Below are 24,437 nucleotides of genomic sequence, written 5' to 3' on the forward strand. Positions count from 1 at the left end.
CTTTGCTCCGGAATAAGTGGCGACCTTTGCAGCGGAATAATTGGTGTACTTTGAAGCGGAATGGGTGGTGTACTTTGCAGCGGAATCGTGGTGCACTTTGTAGCGGAATCGTGGCGACCTTTGCAGCGGAATATCCACTTGAGTTCATAAACAAATCGAATACTGATAAAAACCCCTAAAAACAGTCTTAAATCCAATGTCTCATCTTAATCACAGGCGTAAATCCCAATTCGGCTGTTAAAGTGATTGTCATAAACTCATTTACAAGATTTAGATTTGATTCCGTTGTACAAATACAATCGTGTAACGTAAAAAAAGGTACTTTTTTAAACTTGTTTTTCAGTCTTCGGGCTACGATTTTCAACATAAAAAATGATTCCATTTGTAACATTAAATGCGAAAAATGTTTGTGGTTCTTTTCTTTAATCTTAGCTACAAATTCAAAAATAGTGGGATACAAACTTTTAAAAGCCATTTCTTCATATAGAAACGTTTTGTTTTTGGCATTCAACATACTTAATATTTTTTCTTTGGCATATTCTTTTGTTACCGTTTCGGGATATGGTTTTCGGTCATAATTTTTGTAACTACCTTGCGGAAAATAATATTCCTCAAATTGCCATTGGTTATAAGCATTCATATAATTTGAATTATTACGCGTATAATGTGGTTTCCCAAATTCATCTAATATCGGAATGTAACTAGTATAGGTATATTCTGCATTGTAAAACTCTTCTAATTTATGAATAAAACTGGAGTAAAACTCTCCAGACAAAATACTGTTTCCAAAATATTGAATCTCTTTATTATCAATACTTACAGCTTCTTTTGAGAACATATAATGAGAATAGAAAGATTTAGTTTTATTAATTACTTTATCTAAATGAGAATTAGAATTCTTGTGATTACCAATGAGGTAAAATAGAAAAGTAGGAACTGAAGCAGAAATATCGATTTCTGAAATTATCTCGCCGTCAAATCGCAAAAACGGTCTGAATTCTTTTGAAAATCCTGTAATATTAGAATGAAATCGCCCGTCTGTTTCTGGATTGTGGCTCATATAATAAGTTCCATTTTGTATTTTCAGAATCTTAAACGCATTGACTAAATAATTTTTCATATTTCCTTTTTCCTCCAATATATCGGAATTATGGTTTAACGCCTCTTGAAACTGAATTGTTAATCTTTTGGGATTGAAATATTCCGCTAGAAATTCGAATTTTTTTTGCATTTCGGGTTGAAGTACCAATACATTATTTTTATTCAGCTTTTTGACCAATAATCTATCTGTAATTACATACGGCTCCAACTGTTCCCAATGATAAAAATGGCGCAAGCGATAACCGTAACATCTTCCTTCTGAATAATTATCTCTTTCGAAAATATTACCAATATTTGGAAAATTCTCGCATAAATAACGAATATGGAAACGGTAGTTTTTGTTATAACTTTCAAGCGTGGTTGAAGATAACCGATTGAATTCATCATACAAATTAGCGTGTCCATCTTTATCGATTCTATTTGCCATTTGCTCCAACACAAAATGAATAAGTAAGTATAAAAAATCAGCATTTAAATCTTTGATTGGAAGGTTCTTATCATTTGGCGGGAACTGTTTCAATCGTTCTTCTAAGTTTATGTTTTTTAGTTTTAATATGGTGTATTCGGTCATTGTTTTTTGGTTAAAAAAAAGACATAGCGAAGCCCTGATGCGTAAGAACATCGCTAATTGTCTTTGTGATTAAATGGATTTGATTTATGGCAGATTTGCCAATGTGAAGTTTACGCTACCTTAATATTTGGCTCAAGAAATGCCAAAACAGAATTAAGATACTGCTGAATGTTAGGAAACAGTTTTTTGAGTAGTTTCTTGACTGTAATTGAATCAAAACTATAATCTTCTAAATATCTACTCCACTCGACATCATAGGCGTATTTATAGCCATTTTCAAACTGATGCAATAGTTTATTTTCAGTAAAAAATTGAATATATACTTTGAATTGTGGAATATTTTGAATGTGGATATTGAATTGCTTTAACCCTTTTGGATTTACTTTTTCGTACAATAAAGAACCAAGAATAAAAATTGTAACTTCTCTATTAAGTTCTAAATCGGTTAAATCTACAATGTGATTATCAATAACAGTTGTCAACATTAGCGGAATTGGTAGAATATACTTTTTCATTATGCAACGTTATTTAAAAGATTCATAACGTCAGACCTCATATAGAAAACTTTTCCGTTAGCCTTCCTTGCGATTAATGTTTTTTGCTTGTTGTACTTCCAAAGTGAAGTATAGGAAATTTTCAGTAAGTCCTTGACTTCTTCCCGAGTGAGAATTTCTGTCTCAATTTTTTGTGGTTGTGTAGCTAGGCTAACTACTTTTTGAATTTCAGTTGAAATTGCATTTTTGATTAATTCTGTTAGGTCACTCACGGACAGATTAACCATTTGAAATGTTTGTGTACTCATTCTAATTTTGCTTTACAATAACCGACATTGGCTATTTTCTTCAACGAAATTAAACCGAATTAAACCGAATAAATTAAAATAGGACTACACAGACTAAATGAATTTTGTTGCTACTTAAGTAATAACAGCATTTAAAATAAGATAAAAAAAATGAAAAAAAAATTTAGTCTTGGACTAAAAAAGACTAATTTGTATCTAAAAAATTAAATTGCGTCTTTTTACTTTCAATTAATTGTTTCTTTCTTTTTGCTGGAGAATCAATACTTTTTCCCCTATGAAAATTAAATAAATTCCTTAAGAAATCAATTCCTCTGTTATCATCTTCTAAAAAATAGGATTTAAAAATTGTCTTGTTTAAACAATATGAATAAAAACGGGAAAAATCTACTGGGTTTTTAATCCATTCAGAATCCTTTGATAAATATTTTTGAGTTTTTAACTTCTTCTCATATTCATAGAATTTGTTTTTATTGCTATTATCTCCAACAAGTTTATTTAATATTTCATCTCTAGTCAGTTTAGTATTTATTTCAGTACCGATTGGCATAAAATCATTTTCAATTTCGGAATATATAAATTTATAATGGTTTATTATTCTTCTTTTTGTATTTAAGTAACTTCCCGAATAATGTTTAATTACTTTTTCTTGAATCTTATTTATTTTATAAAAATCATTCATTCGTTTTGAATCAATCATTACTAAAAGTTCCGCACTCCAATGATTTAATTTTTTAATTATATTTCTTAAAAACAATTTCCCTTGACCTTCAAAACTTAAAGTAAAAAAAGTTTCATTAACATAAGTAATAAAATCTATTTGTTCGTCTGGTTCAACATATTCATATAATGTTTGCTCAAAAGTATCAAACCAAAATTTATCTAAAAAATCATTGTAATTTAATTCTGTCCTATAACTAAAATCATAATAATCTTCATCACTACTTTTATACTTTTCATAATCTTCTTTTGTTGCAGATGAAGTTTCATAACCCTCTTCTCCTCCAACAAATTCATCACAATAATAACTTCTTACAATTTTATAATCCTCATCATCTGGACAACCTCCAAACCGTCTTACAATCTCATCAATATCAAAAATATCCTCAACTAAATAGTTTTTTACGGCGGGGTTTTTCCAAAAGTCTTTCATAAAATAGTATTGTTTTTTAATTCAAATGGTAACGTTACAATTTTGTCTATTTCCTAACACGACTTTCTAACGTGTTAAGTTTATTGGATTTTCTTAACACAGCTTCAAACCTATGTTAAGATTATGCTGTTTTTCTAACATAGGTCAAAGTCTATGTCGATAAAAACGTTATGGTTTGCAAGGTAAAAATTTTATCATTGTATCTCCTTGATTTACAAAGTTAGAAAACTTATTTTGATATTGTAATGATTTCAAAAAAAACAATTTCTTGAAAAATTAAATTTATACCCCCCACAAGAACCACCAGAAAGAAAAGTTAGGGAGGAAAAACGTTTTTTTTGAGGTACTCCCCATCTTTTATTTAAGAACGGAAACCACCATAATAAAATGATTTACACAGAAAACGAAACAAAGACATTTATTTAAGGACAAAAAACCAGACTGCTAAACTTTGTATTATTTCAAGTTAAGATTATAGAAACAGATAAAAAATGTTATATAGAGACTGTTTAACAGTTTTTAACTTTTTGAAAATCAAAAATCAATTTTAGTTCAAACAGATTACGTTAAATTAAGGAAGTAAGAAATATGCTTTAAAAGCACCCTGTCAAGCACGCTAAAAACAAAAAACCCTTAAAATCATAATGAAATTAAGGGTTGTAAGTGGTACCTCCAGGGATCGAACCAGGGACACATGGATTTTCAGTCCATTGCTCTACCATCTGAGCTAAGGTACCTCGCTAATGCGGGTGCAAATATAGTATGATTTTTAGTTTATCCAAAACAATTTTAAAAAAAAATCAATTCGTACCTTTGTCCCATCAAAAAAGAAATTATGATTTTAGTAGTTGATGTGGGAAATACCAGAATTAAAGCCGCTGTTTTTGAGGGCGCTATGCTTTTGGAGGTTTTTATTTTTAGCCAAATTGAATTGGAAAAAAATATTAAAAATATTTTAAAAAACTTTAAAAAAACAACTGATTTGGTGGTTTCTTCAGTTGGAGATCTCGGAAAACAGCCGTTTTTAGCTTTCGATAAAGAGATAAAAGTGCATTTTATCTCGAATAAAGATTCTTTTCCGTTCCAAAATAAATATGCTACGCCACAAACTTTGGGGATTGACCGTATGGTTCTTGCTGCAGGAGCTACGCTACGGTATCCGGGTCAAAACCGGCTGGTCATTGATGCCGGAACTTGCATTACCTATGATTTTATAGATCAAGAAAATAATTATTTAGGGGGAGCGATCACGCCGGGACTGCGATTGCGCTATGAAGCATTGCATCACTACACCGCAAAATTACCTTTATTGTCTCTGGGGATTCCGGAAGATTTGATTGGGAAATCAACTTCAGAATCGATTCATTCCGGAGTAGTAAATGGTTTAGTTTATGAGATTGACGGTTTTATAAATCAATATAAAGCACGGTATTTAAATTTTATAATAATTTTAACGGGTGGAGACACAGATTTTTTGGCTAAACGATTAAAAAATACCATATTTGCCAATTCAAATTTTCTTCTGGAAAGTTTAAGCCAAACATTTCAACATAAAACCAAAAATGATTAAAAAAATTATAATAAGCGCCTGTTTGCTTTTATCATTAGTGTCTTTTGCTCAAGAAGGGACAGCCTCCCCGTATTCTTTTTATGGAATAGGAGATGTTAGGTTCAAAGGAACGTTGGAAAACCGTTCGATGGCAGGAATAGCCATTGAACAAGATAGTATACACATGAACTTGCAAAATCCAGCCAGTTATGCAAGTCTTAAACTAACCACTTTTACCCTGGGTGGTACGCAAGCGACCACAAAAATGAAAACAGACACTGAAGCCGCAAATACAAGAAGAACGACTCTGGATTACCTGGCCGTGGGTTTGCCTATCGGTAAGTTTGGGTTGGGTTTTGGATTAATTCCGTATTCATCGGTAGGATATAAAATACAATCTATTGCTACTGATCCCTCGCAAAACAGCAAGCGTTTCAATGGTACTGGTGGTTTGAACAAGGCCTTTTTAGGAGTAGGGTATAAAGTGACGCCAAATTTTAGTGTAGGTGCCGATGTGCAGTATAATTTTGGAAAAATTGAATCTAATAACCTTGAATTCATTAGTGGAGTTCCTGTTGGAACCAGAGAATTGAATACGATTGATTTGTCTGGGGTGAATTTTAATGTAGGGATGATGTATCAGACTAAAATCTATAAAAAAATCTCTTTTTTTAGTAGTGCAAATTATACGCTGGAAAATACATTGGTGTCTAAAAACAACAGGAATATTTCGACAGTGGTTTTTAGTTCTAATTTTGATGTGGTGGTTGTCGATGCGCTGGATGATGTAAAGAGCCAAGTTAATTTGAAAATGCCGAGCACATTAGCATTAGCAGCAGGTTTTGGCCAGGCCAGAAAATGGCTTGTAGGCATTGGTGTGACGCTACAGGATGCAGGGTCGTTGGCAAATAATTTTAATTCAATGCCAAATGTTACCTACGAGAAGCATTCGAAATACAGCATTGGAGGGTATTTTATTCCTAATTACAACTCGTTTACAAGCTATACAAAAAGGATTACATACCGGGGTGGTTTGAGATTTGAAAAAACCGGAATGGTGATCAATTCAGAATCCATCGATGATATGGGATTAACTCTAGGCATTGGATTGCCACTAACTGGTCAGTTCTCTAATGTGAATATTGGATTTGAATTAGGCAAAAAAGGAACTACAGCATCTAATTTAGTTCAAGAAAATTACGCCAATGTAAGTGTGAGTTTTTCTCTTAATGACCAATGGTTTATCAGAAGAAAATTCAACTAGAATAAAAAAAAGTACTTTCTCCAATTTTTTCGTCCAGGCCAACTTATGACAGTAGTCAAAAAATATTATATCAAATTAGGGATCACGGTTTTCGCCGGGGCGCTTTTTTTGGGGTGCGAAAGTAATTATAAGGAAATACAAAAAATAAATTTCTCCGAGTTTGTTCCCAGTAGTGATGCTGATATGGTAAATCTCAAATATACAGATTCAGGAAGGATTACATCCATTTTGATCAGCTCTAAAATGTTAGATTATTCTAACGTGAGCTTTCCTTTTACGGAATTCCCAAAAGGGATTGACGTTACTTTATTTGACAAAAAAGGGAAGAAAACATTTATCAAATCAAATTATGCCATTTCTTACAAAGGAACTGCAGTAATTGATCTGCAGGGAAAAGTAAGGATCTCTACTGAAAATGGACAGCTGTTAGAAACAGAGCAACTTTATTTTGACCAAAGGAATGAGTGGTTTTTTACCGAAAGAAGGTTTAAATTAACAGACCCCAAAGGTGTTTCAAATGGACAAGGAATCGATTTTAGCAAGGATTTCAAAGTGATTAATTCTCAAAAAATAACCGGCGAACTCGAAACCGCTGAATAACACAACACCCTATGAACTACTTAAAATACACACAATACGTTTATCTTGTTTTTGGAGCCTATTTTATTTACGATGGTCTCATAAAGTTAAATACCGAGGGAGGAAATCCGTGGTTGAGTTTCATGATTGCCGGATTAGCCGTTTTTATGTTTTTCTTTAGAAGAAAATTTGCTAAAAAATTTGAAGACCGAAACAAAAAATCCTAATTCATGGAGATTAGTGTTATTTTTCTGTGTCTAATACTAAGTGCTTTTTTTTCAGGAATGGAGATAGCGTTTGTCTCTTCAAATAAAATATATCTTGAAATTGAAAAAAAACAAGGCGGTTTTGTTTCCAGAATACTGACAAAGCTTACTGAAAAGCCCTCCAAGTTTATCGTAGCCATGCTCATTGGGAATAATGTCACCATGGTGGTCTACGGTTTTTTTATGGGCGAATTATTGATGCGCTGGTTTGTTACTCTGGGGTTTCAGTTTTCGGATTTCTTGGATTTATTAATTCAAACCATAATTTCTACTATCATTGTGCTGATTACCGCAGAGTTTTTGCCAAAAGTTTTTTTTCAAATTTATGCCAATTTTCTATTTAAGTTTTTTGCAATTCCCGCCTATTTCTTTTTTAGTGTTTTCTATTTTATAGCTGCATTTTTTATTTGGGTTTCTGATTTTGTTTTGATAAAATTCTTCAAAACCGAAGGTGATAATGTGCAGCTTTATTTTAGTAAAATTGAGCTGGGGAATTACATTACGGAACAAATGAGCAGTGTTGAAGATGATGACGCCATGGATTCTGAAATTCTGATGTTTCAAAACGCATTAGAATTTTCAGGAGTCAAAGCCAGAGATGTAATGAATCCTCGTACTGAAATTATAGCCATTGACTTGTCGGATACCATTATAGATCTCCGAGAATTGTTTATAGAAACAGGCTATTCTAAAATAGTGGTGTTTCAAAATTCACTCGATGACATTGTAGGCTACGTGCATTCCTTTGATATGTTCAAAAAACCAGATAGTATCAAGGATATTGTGATTCCGGTAGAATTTGTTCCGGAAACAATCTTTATCAAAGATGCGATGAGTTTGCTGATCAAAAAACGTAAAAGTGTAGCTATTGTATTAGATGAATACGGCGGCACCTCCGGAATTATTACCGTAGAGGATATTGTGGAAGAGCTTTTTGGTGAAATTGAAGATGAACACGATTCAGATGAAGAATTGATTGAAAAAGAACTCAGTGATGGCGAATACGTTTTCTCAGCCCGGTTAGACGTCGAGTACCTTAATGACACCTATAAACTGGCTATTCCGGAAAGTGATTCGTATGGAACACTTGGTGGGTTTATTGTGAATTTCACTACTGAAATTCCTCAAAATGGAGCGGTTATCACCATTGGAGCGTATCGTTTTGTAATTGAAGAAGCAACAAATAAGAAAATAGAATTAGTAAATATGACCATGCTAGAGTAGTTTTTTTTGTAAAATTGAAATTTCTTATAAAATAAAACGCTACTACTATAATTATTAATTAGATAATTGTATTTTCGCAACCTGAATATAAAATTTAACAACAATAAAATGGCATTATTACAAAAAATTAGACAACGCTCGCTTCTTCTGATCTTAGTTATTGGGTTTTGTTTAGTAGCATTTATCATAGGTGATATATTTAGCAGTGGAGGTTTCAGCAGTACATCAAAAGATGTAGGAAGCATTGACGGGAAAGATATTTCATTTGAAGATTTTAGAGTTAAAGTAAGTAATGTTGAAAAAAGTGGTCAAGGAATTACTTCAACTGAAGCGGCTAACAGAGTATGGGAACAAGAAGTTTCGGTTGCTTTGCTAACGGCTGAATTTGAAAAATTAGGATTACGAGTAGGTGAAAAACACCTATTAGAAGTGCTGAAAGGCGATCAAAATATTGGTGGGAATCCATTGTTTTTGAATGCAGCCGGTGTTTTTGATATTGCAAAATTTAAAGAATATTTCAAAGCAAACCCTGCCCAAGCTCAGTTTTTGAAAGACAGAGAAAAAGATGCAGATCTTAATGCTAAATATCAAATATATACTACATTAATTAAAGCGGCCGTTTTTACAACGGAGAGCGAAGGCAAGTTGCAGTATGAGATGGAAGCAAATAAAGTAAACTTTGCTTATGTTGCCGGATTATATTCAACAATCAAAGACAGTCAAGTAAAAGTGACTGATGCTGAAATTGTTGATTACATGAAGAAAAATGAAAAAAAATTCAAAGCAGAAGAATCTCGTGAAGTAGAATATGTCTTGATTGAAGACAAAGCCTCACCAGCTGATGAAGCCGAAGTAAAATCAAAAATAAATGCATTGTTAGCCGGAACAGTAGTATACAATCAAGCTACCGGAAAAAATGATACCTTACCAGGATTCAGAGCAGCAACTAATACAATTGAGTTTGTGAATTCAAATTCAGATGTTCCTTATGATTCGTCTTATGTGGCCAAAAAAGATTTGCCTGCAATTGATGCGGATAAATTATTTAATCTTGCTCCTGGAGCCGTTTATGGGCCTTACATATACGGGAAATATTTCTGTATTTCAAAATCAATGGGAATGAAATCAGGTGTGAATGCAAAAGCAAGTCATATTTTGATCAGTTATGAAGGGACTCAAGTTCCAAATCAAAAGGAAAAAAGAACAAAAGAAGAAGCAAAAGCAAAAGCAGAAAGTATTTTAGCACAAGTTACTGCCAGTCCGGATAGTTTCTTGATGTTAGCTTTCACAGCTTCTGATGATTCATCTTCGCAACAAGGGGGAGATTTGGGTTATTTTGGTCCAAACCAAATGGTAAAACCATTTAATGATTTTGTCTTCAATAGCAGTATTGGGAAAATAGGGTTAGTAGAAACGCCTTTTGGATTTCATATTATCAAAGTTACGGACAAGCAAGACGGAATTCGTTTGGCTACCGTAGCTCAGAAAATAGAAGCATCTGAGGCCACTTCAGATAAAATGTTTACGCAGGCAACTAAATTAGAAATGGATGCTGTGGACAAAGATTTTAACAAAATTGCAAAAGATATGGGGCTTGCAGTAGCTCCGGCTGTTTCTGTAAAAGGGATGGACGAAAACTTCGGAACTTTAGGAAATCAAAGATCAATCGTTCGTTGGGCTTTTGAAAAAGGAGTAAAAGTAGGTACTGTAAAAAGATTTGAAGTGGCTAATGTAGGTCACGTAATTGCAAAATTAAAGAGTATTGACGATTCTGGTTTAGTAGCTGTTTCTGTGGCGAGACCTTATGTGGAACAAATACTAAAAAACAAGAAAAAAGCAGCATTGATAAAGGCAAAAATGACAGGTTCTTCGTTGGAAGCAATCGCGAAAGCAGTAGGAGCTACCGTACAACAAGCTACTGACTTGACAATGCTAAACACGATGTTGCCAGGTGTTGGTCAAGAGCCAAGTGTAGTAGGAAATGCATTTGCTTTAGCAGCAAATAAAATGTCAGCTCCAATTGAAGGAAATACAGGTGTTTATGTAGTGAAAAACAATAGCACTGTAAAAGCGCCAGCATTGAAAAGCCATGCTTCTTATGTTTCTAAATTAAAGGAACAAAGCGCTTCAGATGCTAATAGAGTAGTTCCTGCCTTGAAAGGAAATGCTAAAATTGAAGACAACAGACAAGAATTCAATTACTAGTCAAAAAGTAATTAATCACAATAAAAATCCCGATACATGCTGAATGTATCGGGATTTTGCTTTTCGACAGCTTTTTTTACCGCTATGATTATTTATACAAATAATTATGGTAAAATCATTTCATCATAAGAAATTATAGTTTCATATCCTTTTGAAATAAAATAGTCAGTTGGATTTTCAATTGCAATTGCCATTACAAAATCGCCTCCCCAAGCTCCCAGGCTTTTTATCACGCCATTGAAATCTGGAAACAAAGACTCTTTTATCGTTTGTGTTTCCAGAACAATACTCATTTGTACTTCGTGTTTTTGTAGTGCTACAGCAAAAGATTGAATTGTAGTCGCATTCAAAACTTCAGAGGTTATCACGTCATTTAAAGCAATCGTTCTCGGGAGATTATTCTTTTTATTCATATCGTAGGCTGCTATTGCGCTTTTGCTGCTTTGCTTTTTATTCAGATAGACAAAGTAAAGATTGTTAGTAAAATCCGGATTAAAAGATACTTTTTCAACAATAGGAGTACCTTTTTCCAAATGATATACAATAGGGGTGTCGTTTTGCGCACAGGCAATATCATAACCACTACCTCCAAAACTGTTTTTAAGCAATGTAAAAGCATCGATGTCTAACCACTGAGCAATGTTGTTTATCAAAGTCGATGACGTGCCCAAACCCCAGCTTTTGGGAAAGCTAAGTTCAGTCGTGATTGTGTATCCCTCTGAATTTAAAATGAAACCCGGATTTAATTTGAATGCCTCGTGCAAAATAATCTTAAGTGTAGCCTTGACCGATTCATTTTTAGTTTGAACTTCCTTTGAAATATCAGAAAATAAAAGGGTGTCTTCAAACCAAATACTTCCATCTGCATCATAACTTTTCCAGATTATTTCCTTATTATTTCCCTTTTCTATAATGAGGTTTTGCCCCATTTTTGTTGGTAATGCAAACGCTTTGGCACCATCAAGGACTAGATATTCTCCTGTGATTAAAAGTTTTCCGTTACTGTAAAATGTTTTCTTCATTGTCTTTGCGAGGAACGAAGCAACCTTATTCTTTGTTGCTTCAAGATAAAATTATTTTCTTAAACTTTCAATATAGGTGACCACAGCGCTATGCGAAACGGCATTTTTTCTAAAATGTTTCTGGATTAAAATACGTTCTTCATCAGTAGCTTCAAATTGGTTGATGATGTTATTTAAATGCATTTTCATGTGTCCTTCCTGAATTCCTGTGGTAGTCAAAGAACGCAATGCGGCAAAGTTTTGAGCTAAACCGGCTACGGCTACAAACTGCATTAATTCCTTGGCAGAAGGTTTTTCTAACATTTCCAATGATAATTTTACCAATGGATGTAAGGAAGTTAAACCACCAACAGTTCCTAATGCTAAAGGGATTTCTAGCCAAAAAGTAAAAATACCATTTTCTATTTTGGCGTGGGAAAGACTGGAGTATTTTCCGTTTCGGGAAGCATAGGCATGAATTCCTGCTTCGATGGCGCGGAAATCATTTCCAGTTGCCAAAACTACTGCATCTACTCCGTTCATGATTCCTTTGTTATGCGTAACGGCTCTGTACGGCTCGACTTCGGCGATTTGTACGGCTTGCACAAATTTCTCTGCAAATTCTTGAGGATTTAAAATGTGTTTTTCTTCCAAGTCAGCAATCGGACAAGAAACTTTGGCTCTTACGATACAATTAGGAACGTAATTCGAAAGTATACTCATTACTACTTCAATCTCTTTTTCTGATTCGGTGAATAGACTATAGTTTTGGACCTCTTCTTTTAAGGTTTTAGCAAACTGTTCCAGACACGAATTGATAAAATTAGCGCCCATGCTGTCTTTGGTTTCAAAAGTGGCATGCAGCTGAAAATAATGGGGCAATAAATCGGTTTTGTCTTTTAAAATAATATCTAAAATTCCGCCACCACGTTTTTGCATATTTGTGGTAATCGACTCGGTTTCTGAAAAGAATTTATTTTTGTGTTGGACAAAAAACAAATTCAATTTTGAAACATCACCTTTATAAATAAAATGAACCTGACCAATTTTTTCAGTATTGATTACGGTTGCTTTAAATCCGCCACGCGTAGACCAAAATTTAGCAGCTTTTGCGGCAGCGGCAACCACAGAGCTTTCTTCAATAGCCATGGGAATGGTGCTGTATTTTCCATTAATCAGGAAATTAGGAGCAACTCCAAGCGGTATGTAGAAATTTGTTATCGTATTTTCGATGAATTCATCGTGTAATTTCTGTATTTTTTCATCAGAATTCCAGTAGTTTTTCAGCAAGGCGATGGCTTCTGTGGGTGTTGAAAAATATTGATCGGCAATCCATTTAATTTTTTCTTCTTTGGATAGTTTAGAAAATCCGCTAATGGCCTTATTCATTTTCAATTGATTATAGTATAATTAAATGCAAATATACGGTTTTAGCCGTTTTAGTAGCAATCCTATTATCCTCAATAAAAGGGGGTTTAAAATATTGTTTTTAAGATTTAACACATATAATGTGAAATTATTGTAAATTTTTCACTAAAATTGACGGTTTTTATATTTAAATAAATATCATGTATTCAAGAAAAATTATTGCATTATTTTTATTCGTTTGTTTTGCAGTTGCAGGGCAGCAAAAAATCACCATTGATGCCATTTATAACGGCACTTTTCGGGCGCAAGGCATGGATGAATTGCAGTCGTTGAAAAACACAAATCAATATACGGTTTTGAATACCGACAGACAGTCCAGAAGCATGCAGATTGATTTGTATGATTTTGCAACTTTAAAAAAAGTGTCCACATTAATAGATACAAAATCGTACGCCGAATTATCAGGAGGGATTGACAGTTATACGTTTGACGCTTCAGAAAAAATGATTCTATTGGCTTGCAATACCAATCAAATCTTCCGCCACTCCTTTACAGCGGATTACTATTTATATGACATCGCCAATAAGAAATTAAGAAAACTATTCGATTCTCCCGTTCAGGAGCCTACTTTTTCACCTGATGGGAAAAAGATTGCATACGCCAAAGAAAATAATCTGTATGTACATGATTTAGTTGCTGATAAATCAACTCCAATAACTACAGACGGACAAAAAAACAGTATTATTAATGGTATTACGGATTGGGTTTACGAAGAAGAATTTGCTTTTGTAAAGGCTTTTGACTGGAGTGCTGACAGCAAAAAAGTAGCCTACATACGTTTTGACGAAAGTCAGGTTCCGGAATTTTCAATGTCAATGTTTGGAAAAGACTTGTACCCAACGATGCAAACGTTCAAATATCCAAAAGCCGGGGAGAAGAATGCTCTAGTTTCTTTACATATTTATGATGTAAATTTGAATGCAGTAAAAAACATAAATCTTGGGAATTATAACGATTTTTATATTGCCAGAATGAAATGGACAAATGATGAGAATACACTATCAGCACAGGTATTGAATCGCCACCAAAACAATTTGGATTTGTTGTTTATCGATGGAAATTCAGGAGCTGTAAAAGTAGTTTTGAACGAAAAAGACAAAGCCTACGTTGATGTGACAGATAACTTGACTTTCTTGAAAGACAACAGTTTTATTTGGACCAGCGAAAAAGACGGTTTCAATCATATTTATTTATATGATAAAAATGGAAAATTGAAAAACCAACTGACCAAAGGAAAATGGGAAGTGACGAATTATTACGGTTTAGACGAAAAAACAAATACAGTTTTCTATCAGTCGGTAGAAAACGGATCTATTAACAGAGATGTTTATAGAATAGGTCTTGACGGAAAAAACAAAGTCCGTTTGTCACAAAATACAGGAACTAATGCGGCAACATTCAGTCCGAATTTCCAATACTACATTAACACGTTTTCTAGTGCGTCTCTACCTCCGACGTATACATTGAACGAGGCCAAGGCTGGAAAACAAGTACAAGTTATTGAAAACAATGAATCATTGGCTACGAAACTAAAAAGCTATAATTTACCGGCTAAAGAGTTTTTTGTTTTAAAAACAGCAAAAGGACATGAGCTAAATGCTTGGATGATTAAACCAAAAGATTTTGACCCAACTAAAAAATATCCTGTTTTCATGTACCAATATTCGGGTCCGGGTTCCCAGCAAGTAAACAATGAGTGGAACAGCACTGATGATTATTGGTTTATGATGCTATCACAACAAGGATATATTGTAGCTTGTGTTGACGGGCGCGGAACTGGCTTTAAAGGAGCTGATTTCAAAAAAGTAACCCAACTGCAATTAGGGAAATACGAAGTAGAAGATCAAATTGATGCTGCGAAAGTAATAGGAAATTACGCATTTGTTGATAAGGCTAGAATTGGTATATTTGGCTGGTCGTATGGTGGTTTTATGGCGTCTAATTGCATCATGAAAGGAAATGACACGTTCAAAATGGCAATTGCTGTAGCTCCTGTGACGAACTGGCGTTTTTATGACAGTGTGTACACGGAACGTTACATGCAGACCCCACAAGAAAATGCTAGCGGATACGATGATAATTCCCCAATAAATCATGTAGATAAATTGAAAGGGAAATTCCTTTTGATACACGGTTCAGGAGATGATAATGTTCACGTTCAAAACTCCATGCAGATGATGGAAGCGTTGATTCAGGCTAATAAACAATTTGATTCCCAAATTTACCCGGACAATAATCACGGAATTTATGGTGGGAAAACCAGAATTCAATTGTACACAAAAATGACTAATTTCATCAAAGAAAATTTATAACAGCGCTTTATGACGAACGACGCATTGATTAAAAAAGATTTTTTTGGACATCCAAAAGCGCTTTTTATATTGTTTTTTACCGAAATGTGGGAACGCTTCTCCTTTTATGGAATGAAGGCCTTGTTGATTTTTTACTTGACAAAGTACCATTTGTTTTCGGATACTTCGGGGAATTTATTAATTGGTAGTTATGCGGCGCTGGTGTATGCCGTTCCAGTGTTAGGGGGTTTTATTGCTGATAAATATCTGGGATTTAGAAAAGCCATTGTTTTTGGTGGGATTATGTTGGTGTTGGGTCATATAGGAATGGCTTATGAAGGAAATGCTGCCACACAATCCATTACCGGCGCAATTACACGGGACGAAACCGCCTTGCAAATATTTTACTTTTCATTATCGTTAATCATTGTCGGGGTTGGTTTTCTTAAAGCCAATATCTCTTCATTAGTTGGAGAATTATATGAAAAAGGCGATAAACGAAGAGATTCTGGATTCACGTTGTTTTATATGGGAATCAACTTAGGGTCTTTTATGGCTACGCTAATATGTGTTTGGTTGGGCGAAACGTACGGTTGGAGTTATGGTTTTGGTGCAGCTGGTGTCGGAATGTTTTTTGGACTATTGACTTTTATTTCCGGCAGAAAATTATTGATGGGAAAAGGAGAATCAAACAACCCTTCTTTCCTAGAAAACAAATCTTTTGGATTTAAAAATGAGTGGTTGATTTATATTGGAAGTGTTTTGTCAACGGTATTGTTTTGGCAAATGGTCCAAAATCACGATGCAGTTTCATGGGCTTTAAAAATTGCGGGTGGAATTTCTTTTATTTATATTGTTTATTACGCAGCTACACAACTCGATGGTAAAGCACGTGATCAGTTGATTGCGTTAACTATTCTGATCGTATTTACTATTGTCTTCTGGGCATTGTTTGAACAAGCGTATACTTCCATGAATTTATTTGCTGACCGGATTTTAGACCGAACTATATTTGGTTATGAAGTTTCTGCCGGGCAGTTCTTAAGTTTTAATGCCTTGTTTATAATATTGCTAGCGCCTGTCTTTGCTTGGATTTGGCCGAAATTAGGGAAATACAATCCAAATACAGCTGTAAAATTTGCATTAGCATTAGCATTAGTAGGACTAGGCTTTGGAGCATTAGTGATGGGAATAAACCTTTCTGGTGCTGGAAAAGTAGCAGCGATTTGGCTAATATTGGCTTATTTTTTGCATACTTGTGGAGAATTGAGTTTGTCACCAGTAGGACTTTCTGCGGTAACCAAATTATCTCCGGTAAAAATCGTTGGGTTTATGATGGGCGTTTGGTTTTTGGCAACAGCCAGTTCTGAATTTATTGCGTCTATTTTAGCAAATATTGCTTCGGTAGACACCTCAAATGGTACAGCACCTGATTTAAATTTAGCAAAGCAGAGTTATTTAGTGCTTTTTGAATATTTATTTTATACGGGTCTTGGTTTTGGGGTTGTTTTACTGCTGCTTTCACCAGTAATCAAAAAATTAATGCACGGAGTTGATAAGGAATTAAACAATTAATAGGATGAGTGAAAATACAACAGATCAATTTTTTAAGAATACCGTTTTAGGACATCCTGCGGGATTGTTCGTTTTGTTTTTCACAGAAATGTGGGAACGATTTTCATTCTACGGAATGCGTTCTTTGTTGATATTATTTTTAACCGCTTCCTTTACAGATGGTGGTTGGGAATGGACTCGCGAAAATGCTTCTGCCTTATTTGGATCCTATGTAGGATTGGTTTATTTGTCCACAATGTTAGGGGGGTATTTTGCAGATAAAGTAATTGGTTTTAGATGGGCTGTTGTTGTTGGGGCAAGCTTAATGACTTTGGGGCATGCTTCTATGGCTGTTGAAACAGAATTTTCTATTTATTTAGGATTAGTATTGTTGGTTTTTGGGAATGGTTTTTTCAAACCCAACATGACCTCTATCGTATCTGAAATGTACAAAGACCGTCCTGAAAAGAAAGATGGCGCGTATACTTTGTTTTATATGGGAGTTAATGCCGGAGCGTTCTTTGGGATTTTACTTTGCGGTTATTTAGGGGAAAAAGTGGGTTGGACTTACGGTTTTGGTTTAGCCGGAATTTTTATGTTCTTTGGAATGTTGCAGTTTTGGCTGTCTCAGGATATCTTTGGAGATATTGGTTTAAAACCAAATAAAGAAAGCAAAGCGAAAGCAGAAGCATTAGATACTGACAAAAGAAATCCTTTTTCGCCAATACAATTGGCAGCAATAGCCTTCTCTTCTATATTAGCATTATTATGGCTTATAAATGATCCTGCTTCAAAAATATCCGGGGGCAAAATAAATATTTTTTCTTTCTTAGGTCCTAATGGAAATGCGATTGCAATTGCTTCAGCTCTACTTGTATTTATTGTATTGTTAATTTATAGATTTACTCAATATTCTAAAATTACTAAAGAAAAATTAATAGCGGTTACCTTTTTTGCCTTTCTTACCATTTTCTTTTGGGCAATTTTTGAGCAGTCACCAAACAGTTTGACCATTTTTGCTAGTGATTATACGGATCGTGTTTTAACAGGCAATTGGAGTGTGGTGTTTTTAGTGATTAATTCGTTAATTACTATTTTACCGTTGGTTATTATTACCGGGGTTTTAATTTTATTATTTAAGCAAACATTTAAACTTTATGCTGTTGCAAATATGATCCTTAGTGTCAGTTTTATAATTATTTGGGGAATAGCACTATGGATGTTGACTAAAGATTATTACACTGCGGGTTATCTTACTTTATCAGATTCAACATTGCAAGCATTGAAAATTGATAAAGTAACTACTGCATTGACAGAAGTTCCTGCCACTTGGTTTTCTACTTTAAACTCGTTATTCATAATCTCTTTGGCTCCATTGTTTTCAAAATGGTGGGAAAGTAAATACAATCCTTCTGCAAATTTAAAATACGGAATCGGAATGGCATTGCTAGCGCTTGGTATGGCTTGTGTCGCTTTTGGGGCAAGCGGAATCGAAGCGGGTGCAAAAACAGCTTCAGTAAGTATGATATGGTTGATTTTAGTCTATCTTTTCCATACAATGGCAGAGCTGTGTATCTCACCGGTAGGATTGTCGTATGTAAGTAAATTAGTTCCTGCCCGTATGATTGCCTTTATGTTTGGAGTTTGGTACTTAGCAGTAGCAATTGGTATGAAAGGTGCAGGGATGTTTGGTGAAAACATTGATAAAATCGCCAACGAACACGGATTGAGTTACTTCTTTTGGATGTTGACTATTATCTCTATTGTAGTTGCTTTGTTCTCTGTTTTGATGACTCCAATAATTAAGAAATTAATGCATGGTGTTCGATAAATTTTAGGCATCGTTTTTGATTTGTTCACCGTAAATAATATAGATATGAAGAAAGGTATAATAACGTTGTTATTGTTAGTTGGTTCGTTTGCTGCTGAAGCACAAGAATTAGTGTGGGAGACTAATGTCAGTAAAGCTCTTGAAGTTTCAGCCTTAACTAAAAAACCATTATTAATGTTTTTTACAGGAAGCGATTGGTGTGGTTGGTGCATCCGGTTACAAAAAGAGGTCTTGAAGACTCCTGAATTTGCAGCTTGGGCAAAAGAAAATGTCGTTTTGGTCGAATTAGATTATCCAAGACGAGTACCACAGACTGAAGAGGTAAAAAAGCAGAATAATGAATTACAACAAATTTTTGGCATACAAGGATTTCCAACTATTATACTCGCAAAAGGTACTACAAAAGAAGGGAAAGTCAATTTTGAAGGTATTGGCAGTACGGGGTATGTAGCCGGCGGACCAGCAGCCTGGTTAGCAGTTGCAAATGGTTTTTTGAAAAAATAATATATTAATTCAATTTATAAAATCCCTTTTCGCCTGTTGCGTGAAAAGGGATTTTCTGTTTCTCGCAACTGGCTTTCCATTGTTTTTGTATGGATTTAAAGTTGGACGCATCAGCCACAACTAATTTTGGCTTCATTATTTGGAGTAGGCGGTCCATATTTATTTTAGAGGATTGTGTCAATACAATAACATCCGGATTGATGTTTTTGGGATACACTCCGGAATGGTCTACAATAAATATTTTTTCTCCTTTAAAATACAGGAAATTTCGGAGTTCTTTTTTCTGTCGTAAAGTGCTCAGGTTTCCAATGCGATAGGATTTTATAAGACTGTTTTCTTGTGCCGTTTTTAAAAGACTGTCATTGGCGTAAACAATGATATTTGCTCCATTTCGTTCAGTGATCAAGGTATTCTTTCGGCTGTTGAAAACAATAAATTCCTGCTCGTTTTGCACGTTCCAATGGGTTGTAAAACAAGAAAATTGCACAACTATAATACAAGTTAAAGCGATTGCTAATTTGTGGAAAGTTGGTTTTTTAAACCAAATGACAAGGCTTATTAGAGCTAAATAACTGCTGAGTAACAGGTATAAATTAAGCGGAATATCTTGAATTATAAACTGTTCTATCGAAGCTATTGCGTTGATAATTTTGTTTAAATAGTAAATACTGGTTTCCAGCAGGTGGGAGAGAAAAACCGGAATAAGGTCAAATGCGGCCAAAATCATTACCAAAACGCCTACTATCATTATGAAACTCAGTACTGGAATAATGATTAGATTGGTCACAAAAAACAAACCCGGAAACTGATGAAAATAATAAATACTCAGGGGTAAAGTACCTATTTGCGCCGCCAAGGAAACGGTGAGAATGTTCCAGACGTATTTTGAAGCTTTGTTTTCTGGTTGCCACACAGAGGCCAAAAGAGGTTGCAGCCAAATAATGAAAAACAAAGCAATGTAACTCAACTGAAAACCAACGTCAAATAGAAACGAAGGCTTAAAAAACAAAATCAATAACACAGAAACTAATAAAGTATGGTAAATATTGACGCTTCTGCGCAGATGATTCCCAATAGCCACAAAGGAAAACATAGTCACCGAGCGAACTACTGATGGTGCTAAACCTGCAATTATACCAAAAATAGACAAAGATGCCAGAATAAGGAGTAGTTTAAGGAACGAGCCCTTTTTTGTATTTGGAATAGGCTTTAGAATATAAGTTACAAAAAGCAAAATGAAGCCAATATGCAGTCCTGAAACGGATAAAATATGTACGGCTCCCGCATACTGGTAATCCCGTATGATATCAGGTGAAATATCTTGTTGTTGCCCCATGATCAGAGCAATGGCAACATTCAATTCCGTTTTATTGAAGTTGTTTTTTTCTAAATTCCGAATAATTCGCGTTCTCAATTTTGAAGAATAGTACCAGATATTTTTCGCTGTTTTATTTCCAATTTTTATTTCATCACCAGCAGCAAACAGTTGTGCATAGATTTGTTTGTTTTCAAGGTATTTGCCGTAGTCAAATTGATTCGGATTCATAGGTTGTTTATTCCTTGACAACGTGCCTTTGATTAGCAAAGGGGTTCCTGCTGCAAATACGGGGTTTAAATGAATTTTTTGAACGTTAAGGAGCAATCGGCCAGACTGTTCTTTTTCATTAATATGGTTGACAAGGACTATATAACGGTCGCTAAATAAGGAGCTTTTTAGCTTTTCTCTTACAACAACAGAAATAGAATGAGGCTGCTCAAAAGCATTTGTATTGTGGGTGTAGTTGTCCTTTTGAAAATAATCCGTGTGGGTTACTTGTGTAGTGGTTCCAATGATAAAAGACAAAAAATAAGTGGCAATACCAAAATAAGCGGTACGGGTGTTGCTTTTTTTGGATAAAAAAAACAACACCCCAAAGAGACTCATAGCGGTTAAAAGTATAACAATGACTGCTACTAATGGAGGATGAAGGTAAAAAGCGAAAAGAAGTCCTGAAACAAACCCAATTGTTATTCTTGCCAAAGGAAATTGTAGTACTTTCATGACTCTAAAGTACATATTTTTAGTACGTAACGAATTTATTTTTTTTGAAAATAGGTAGAAATAGAAACACAGGGATTAGTATTGAAGAACTCGAGCTATAAAACCCTGTTGAGTTGAGCAAATCTGGTTTTGTAATACACTTCTTTTGTGGAGGAAATCATAACGCCTCTTGAGGTCGACGCATGAATGAATTTTATCTCGTCTTCATTGACTTCAATGACTATTCCTACGTGGTTTATTTGTCGGTTTTTCTTGGTTTTAAAGAATATCAGATCCCCTTTTTTAGCTTTTTCTTGTTCATGATCTAAGATAATACCGTGTTTTGATTGTTGAATCGAGGTGCGAGGCAGACTTATTTCATTTGAATCAAAGATGTTGACCATCAAGCCGGAACAGTCAAAACCTGATTTTGTTGTCCCGCCATATCTGTATTTCACACCAATGTTTTCAGCAGCGGCATCGATTAATTGTTCGACCAGACGTTGTACTTTCCTTTTTTCGGATTGAATGGATTGCTCTTTTGGGTCTGCTTTTTTCGAGTTGGTTATCGGGGAAGTTGATTTACAAGCCGTAAAAAAGGTAAGAACCAATACAAGAAATAGGAAATGTTTCAAAAGAGTGTAATTTTTTTGTAAAGGGAGCTATTTATAAATAAGAGATAATCTACAGTAAATCAGACACGATGAGTCTTGCTGTTTTTTCACTAGCGCCAATGCCACCTAATTGCTGTTCTAATAACGCATATTTTTCTAAAAGAGTATTGCGGTGGTTGATTTCTAATATTTTTTTGAGTTCTTCTCGAATGCGTTTTGGATTGCATTGCTCTTGAATTAGTTCGGTCACCACCTCCTCATCCATAATCAAGTTGACTAATGAGATGTATTTCAGGGTAATAATTCGTTTAGCAATTTGGTAGGAAGCCCAGCTGCCTTTGTAGCAAACTACTTCCGGCACTTTGAAAAGCGCTGTTTCCAGTGTTGCCGTTCCTGAGGTTACTAATGCAGCTGTTGCATTACGCAGTAAATCATAGGTTTTATTAGAAATGAATTTAATGTTTTCTTGAGTGATGAATTCTTTATAGAAAGAAAATTCCTGACTTGGCGCCCCTGCAATCACGAACTGATAGTCTGGAAAATCATTTGCCACACTGAGCATGACTGATAGCATTTTAGTTATTTCCTGTTTTCGGCTACCGGGTAAAATTGCAATTATCGGTTTGTCGTTTAATTGGTTTTCTGTTCTAAAAAGGATTGAATCAACTTCGGGTTGGTTGTGGATGGCATCAATCAGTGGATGCCCGACAAATTCTACCGGAAAATGGTGTTTGTCTTCATAGAATTTTTTTTCGAAAGGCAAAATCACATACATTTTATCAATATCACGCTTGATAGCTGTAATTCTGCTTTCTTTCCAAGCCCAAATTTGTGGAGAAATGTAGTAGTGCGTTTTCATTCCTAACGCTTTTGCCCATTTTGCAATCCGTAAATTAAAACCAGGATAATCAATGAAAATAAGGATGTCCGGCTGAAATTCAAGAATGTCTTTTTTGCAGACTTTGATGTTGCTTAAAATAGTTTTCAAATTAAAAATTACCTCGATAAAGCCCATAAAAGCTAATTCTCGGTAATGTTTTACTAAGGTTCCGCCTGTTGTATTCATTAAATCGCCTCCCCAAAACCGAATGTCAGCTTTAGGATCTTTTTTATAAAGCGCTTTCATTAAATTAGAACCATGCAAATCGCCTGAAGCTTCCCCTGCTATAATGTAGTATTTCATGTTTGTTTGATTAGAAAGGTATAAATTCAGGTCTGTTATAAATGGTATGTCAATTTACAAAGGTAAACTAATAAGCCTTCTTAAATAAACAAAGTGAGTACTGTCATTAGTATGATGGCCAATACGACACCACGTGCCATCATTTCTTTATTCATTTTTAGCAGAATGCCAAAGACTATCAACGTAAGGATGGATCCCAGTGTGATGATTTTTCCTAAATTTCCCTGTGCTTTTATGATCTGAATTCCAATGATAAACTGGAAGTCAGTAAAAAAGGTAATAAAGAGATAGCAACCAACTAGTGTAGTGAGAAATCCTACCAAAATCCCCCAGACTAAATCGTTCTTATTCATTCCATTTCCAGGTATTAAGTTGCTGTATGGCATGATGTGCTGTCAAGTCAAATTGAACTGGAACAAGTGATATGTATCCATTTTCGAGCGCCCATTCGTCTGTGTCTTCGCCTTTGTCCTGATTGACAAATTCTCCTGCCAGCCAATAGTAATCCCTTCCTTGCGGTGTTTTTCTTTTATCAAATCTTTCTACCCAAAGTGCTTTGGCTTGGCGACAAATACGGATTCCTTTGATGTCCTCTTCGTTTAATTTTGGGAAATTAACATTTAAAACGACCCCTTCTGGAAGTCCATTTTCTAAAACTTCTAAAGAGATTTTGCGTATAAAAGTTTTGATCGTTTCAAAATTGGCGTTCCAGTCATAATCTAAAAGAGAGAAGCCTATAGCTGGAATTCCCTCTATTCCTGCCTCGACTGCCGCACTCATGGTTCCGGAGTAAATTACATTTATGGATGAATTTGAACCATGATTGACACCGGAAACACATAAATCTGGTTTTCTTTTTAGGATTTCATTTACAGCCAGTTTCACACAGTCCACTGGAGTTCCGGAGCAGCTGTACTCTAAAAACGGATCACTATCTTTAGAGATTTTATTCAAATACAACGTGCTGTTTATGGTGATGGCATGCCCCATGGCACTTTGTGGATTGTCAGGCGCAACCACGACGATTTCCCCTATTTCTGCCATAACGGCAATTAAGGCTCGGAGTCCCGGTGCCGAAATTCCGTCGTCATTCGTTATTAGAATTAAAGGTCTTGTTTTTTTCATTATATCTGTTTGTAAAAAGATTGATTATTTTTGGTTTTCAGCGTAAATGTAATCCCCCTGAATGAAATCACTAAACAAAATATAAAAATAGGTTATGTTGGTTGATTTAACTTAAAATAATAAAAACAATTTATATCTTTAACAAAAATTTATGGGGCTACTGCTGCGGTTGGCA

At 34.8% G+C, this 24,437-nt stretch carries 21 protein-coding genes and 1 tRNA gene; 10 read left to right on the forward strand and 12 right to left on the reverse strand.

What is annotated here, in order from left to right:
* Positions 1-187 precede the first annotated feature (187 nt).
* The 5 genes from EKM00_RS10310 to EKM00_RS10330 all read right to left on the reverse strand — a co-directional run bounded on the left by EKM00_RS10310 (position 188) and on the right by EKM00_RS10330 (position 4,361).
* The gene (locus EKM00_RS10310; protein ID WP_126516106.1) at positions 188-1,672 is read right to left on the reverse strand and encodes a hypothetical protein; all 1,485 of its coding nucleotides are present in this window, start codon (positions 1,670-1,672) and stop codon (positions 188-190) included.
* Between the two features lie 110 nt (positions 1,673-1,782).
* Positions 1,783-2,187, reverse strand: a complete 405-nt coding sequence (locus tag EKM00_RS10315) for a hypothetical protein (protein ID WP_126516107.1) — start codon at positions 2,185-2,187, stop codon at positions 1,783-1,785.
* A complete protein-coding gene (locus EKM00_RS10320; RefSeq protein ID WP_126516108.1) occupies positions 2,187-2,474 on the reverse strand; it encodes a DNA-binding protein in 288 nt (95 codons plus the stop codon). Before EKM00_RS10320 ends, EKM00_RS10315 begins: the two co-directional genes overlap by 1 nt.
* A gap of 184 nt (positions 2,475-2,658) precedes the next feature.
* Positions 2,659-3,624, reverse strand: coding sequence for a hypothetical protein (locus tag EKM00_RS10325; protein ID WP_126516109.1), 966 nt, complete (start codon positions 3,622-3,624; stop codon positions 2,659-2,661).
* Between the two features lie 664 nt (positions 3,625-4,288).
* Positions 4,289-4,361: transfer RNA gene (locus EKM00_RS10330), tRNA-Phe, on the reverse strand.
* 98 nt (positions 4,362-4,459) lie between these two features.
* Here EKM00_RS10330 and EKM00_RS10335 point away from each other — a divergent pair.
* From EKM00_RS10335 to EKM00_RS10360, 6 genes are all read left to right on the forward strand, one after another.
* Positions 4,460-5,194, forward strand: a complete 735-nt coding sequence (locus EKM00_RS10335; RefSeq protein ID WP_126516110.1) for a type III pantothenate kinase — start codon at positions 4,460-4,462, stop codon at positions 5,192-5,194.
* Positions 5,187-6,437, forward strand: a complete 1,251-nt coding sequence (locus EKM00_RS10340) for a hypothetical protein (protein WP_126516111.1) — start codon at positions 5,187-5,189, stop codon at positions 6,435-6,437. The genes EKM00_RS10335 and EKM00_RS10340 overlap by 8 nt, the downstream gene beginning before the upstream one ends.
* A gap of 45 nt (positions 6,438-6,482) precedes the next feature.
* Positions 6,483-7,037, forward strand: coding sequence for an LPS export ABC transporter periplasmic protein LptC (gene lptC / locus EKM00_RS10345; RefSeq protein WP_126516112.1), 555 nt, complete (start codon positions 6,483-6,485; stop codon positions 7,035-7,037).
* Between the two features lie 11 nt (positions 7,038-7,048).
* Positions 7,049-7,243, forward strand: a complete 195-nt coding sequence (locus tag EKM00_RS10350; RefSeq protein ID WP_126452905.1) for a hypothetical protein — start codon at positions 7,049-7,051, stop codon at positions 7,241-7,243.
* 3 nt (positions 7,244-7,246) lie between these two features.
* A complete protein-coding gene (locus EKM00_RS10355; protein ID WP_126516113.1) occupies positions 7,247-8,506 on the forward strand; it encodes a hemolysin family protein in 1,260 nt (419 codons plus the stop codon).
* 108 nt (positions 8,507-8,614) lie between these two features.
* Positions 8,615-10,711 carry a peptidylprolyl isomerase gene (locus EKM00_RS10360; protein WP_126516114.1) on the forward strand — a complete coding sequence of 699 codons (2,097 nt, stop codon included), beginning with the start codon at positions 8,615-8,617 and terminating at the stop codon, positions 10,709-10,711.
* Positions 10,712-10,815: 104 nt separating this feature from the next.
* On the opposite strand, the gene EKM00_RS10365 is transcribed toward EKM00_RS10360, so the two are convergent.
* Both EKM00_RS10365 and EKM00_RS10370 read right to left on the reverse strand, forming a co-directional pair.
* Positions 10,816-11,733: a GYDIA family GHMP kinase gene (locus tag EKM00_RS10365; protein ID WP_126516115.1), complete on the reverse strand. Its 918-nt coding sequence runs from the start codon at positions 11,731-11,733 to the stop codon at positions 10,816-10,818.
* 51 nt (positions 11,734-11,784) lie between these two features.
* Positions 11,785-13,101: a hydroxymethylglutaryl-CoA reductase, degradative gene (locus EKM00_RS10370; protein ID WP_126516116.1), complete on the reverse strand. Its 1,317-nt coding sequence runs from the start codon at positions 13,099-13,101 to the stop codon at positions 11,785-11,787.
* A gap of 179 nt (positions 13,102-13,280) precedes the next feature.
* On the opposite strand from EKM00_RS10370, the gene EKM00_RS10375 reads away from it, so the two are divergent.
* The 4 genes from EKM00_RS10375 to EKM00_RS10390 are packed head-to-tail and all read left to right on the forward strand — an operon-like array spanning position 13,281 to position 19,320.
* Positions 13,281-15,452 (forward strand): S9 family peptidase, encoded by a 2,172-nt coding sequence (locus EKM00_RS10375; protein WP_126516117.1) that lies wholly within the window; start codon positions 13,281-13,283, stop codon positions 15,450-15,452.
* Between the two features lie 9 nt (positions 15,453-15,461).
* A complete protein-coding gene (locus tag EKM00_RS10380; protein ID WP_126452917.1) occupies positions 15,462-17,006 on the forward strand; it encodes a peptide MFS transporter in 1,545 nt (514 codons plus the stop codon).
* 4 nt (positions 17,007-17,010) lie between these two features.
* Entirely contained in the window at positions 17,011-18,816 is a 1,806-nt protein-coding gene (locus EKM00_RS10385; RefSeq protein WP_126452919.1) for a peptide MFS transporter, read from the forward strand.
* 45 nt (positions 18,817-18,861) lie between these two features.
* Entirely contained in the window at positions 18,862-19,320 is a 459-nt protein-coding gene (locus EKM00_RS10390) for a thioredoxin family protein (RefSeq protein ID WP_126516118.1), read from the forward strand.
* A 4-nt stretch (positions 19,321-19,324) separates the two neighbouring features.
* Here the strand turns inward: EKM00_RS10390 and EKM00_RS10395 are convergent, their stop codons facing one another.
* From EKM00_RS10395 to surE, 5 genes are all read right to left on the reverse strand, one after another.
* Complete coding sequence (locus tag EKM00_RS10395; RefSeq protein ID WP_126516119.1) at positions 19,325-21,361, reverse strand: ComEC/Rec2 family competence protein; 2,037 nt, start codon at positions 21,359-21,361, stop codon at positions 19,325-19,327.
* A gap of 95 nt (positions 21,362-21,456) precedes the next feature.
* Entirely contained in the window at positions 21,457-21,975 is a 519-nt protein-coding gene (locus EKM00_RS10400; protein ID WP_126516120.1) for a C40 family peptidase, read from the reverse strand.
* Between the two features lie 49 nt (positions 21,976-22,024).
* The gene (lpxB, locus tag EKM00_RS10405) at positions 22,025-23,137 is read right to left on the reverse strand and encodes a lipid-A-disaccharide synthase (RefSeq protein ID WP_126452925.1); all 1,113 of its coding nucleotides are present in this window, start codon (positions 23,135-23,137) and stop codon (positions 22,025-22,027) included.
* Between the two features lie 80 nt (positions 23,138-23,217).
* Positions 23,218-23,490 carry a hypothetical protein gene (locus tag EKM00_RS10410; protein ID WP_126516121.1) on the reverse strand — a complete coding sequence of 91 codons (273 nt, stop codon included), beginning with the start codon at positions 23,488-23,490 and terminating at the stop codon, positions 23,218-23,220.
* Positions 23,483-24,262, reverse strand: a complete 780-nt coding sequence (gene surE, locus EKM00_RS10415; protein ID WP_126516122.1) for a 5'/3'-nucleotidase SurE — start codon at positions 24,260-24,262, stop codon at positions 23,483-23,485. Before surE ends, EKM00_RS10410 begins: the two co-directional genes overlap by 8 nt.
* Positions 24,263-24,437 lie beyond the last annotated feature (175 nt).

Source organism: Flavobacterium sp. RSP15 (assembly GCF_003968755.1).
Taxonomy (GTDB): Bacteria; Bacteroidota; Bacteroidia; order Flavobacteriales; family Flavobacteriaceae; genus Flavobacterium.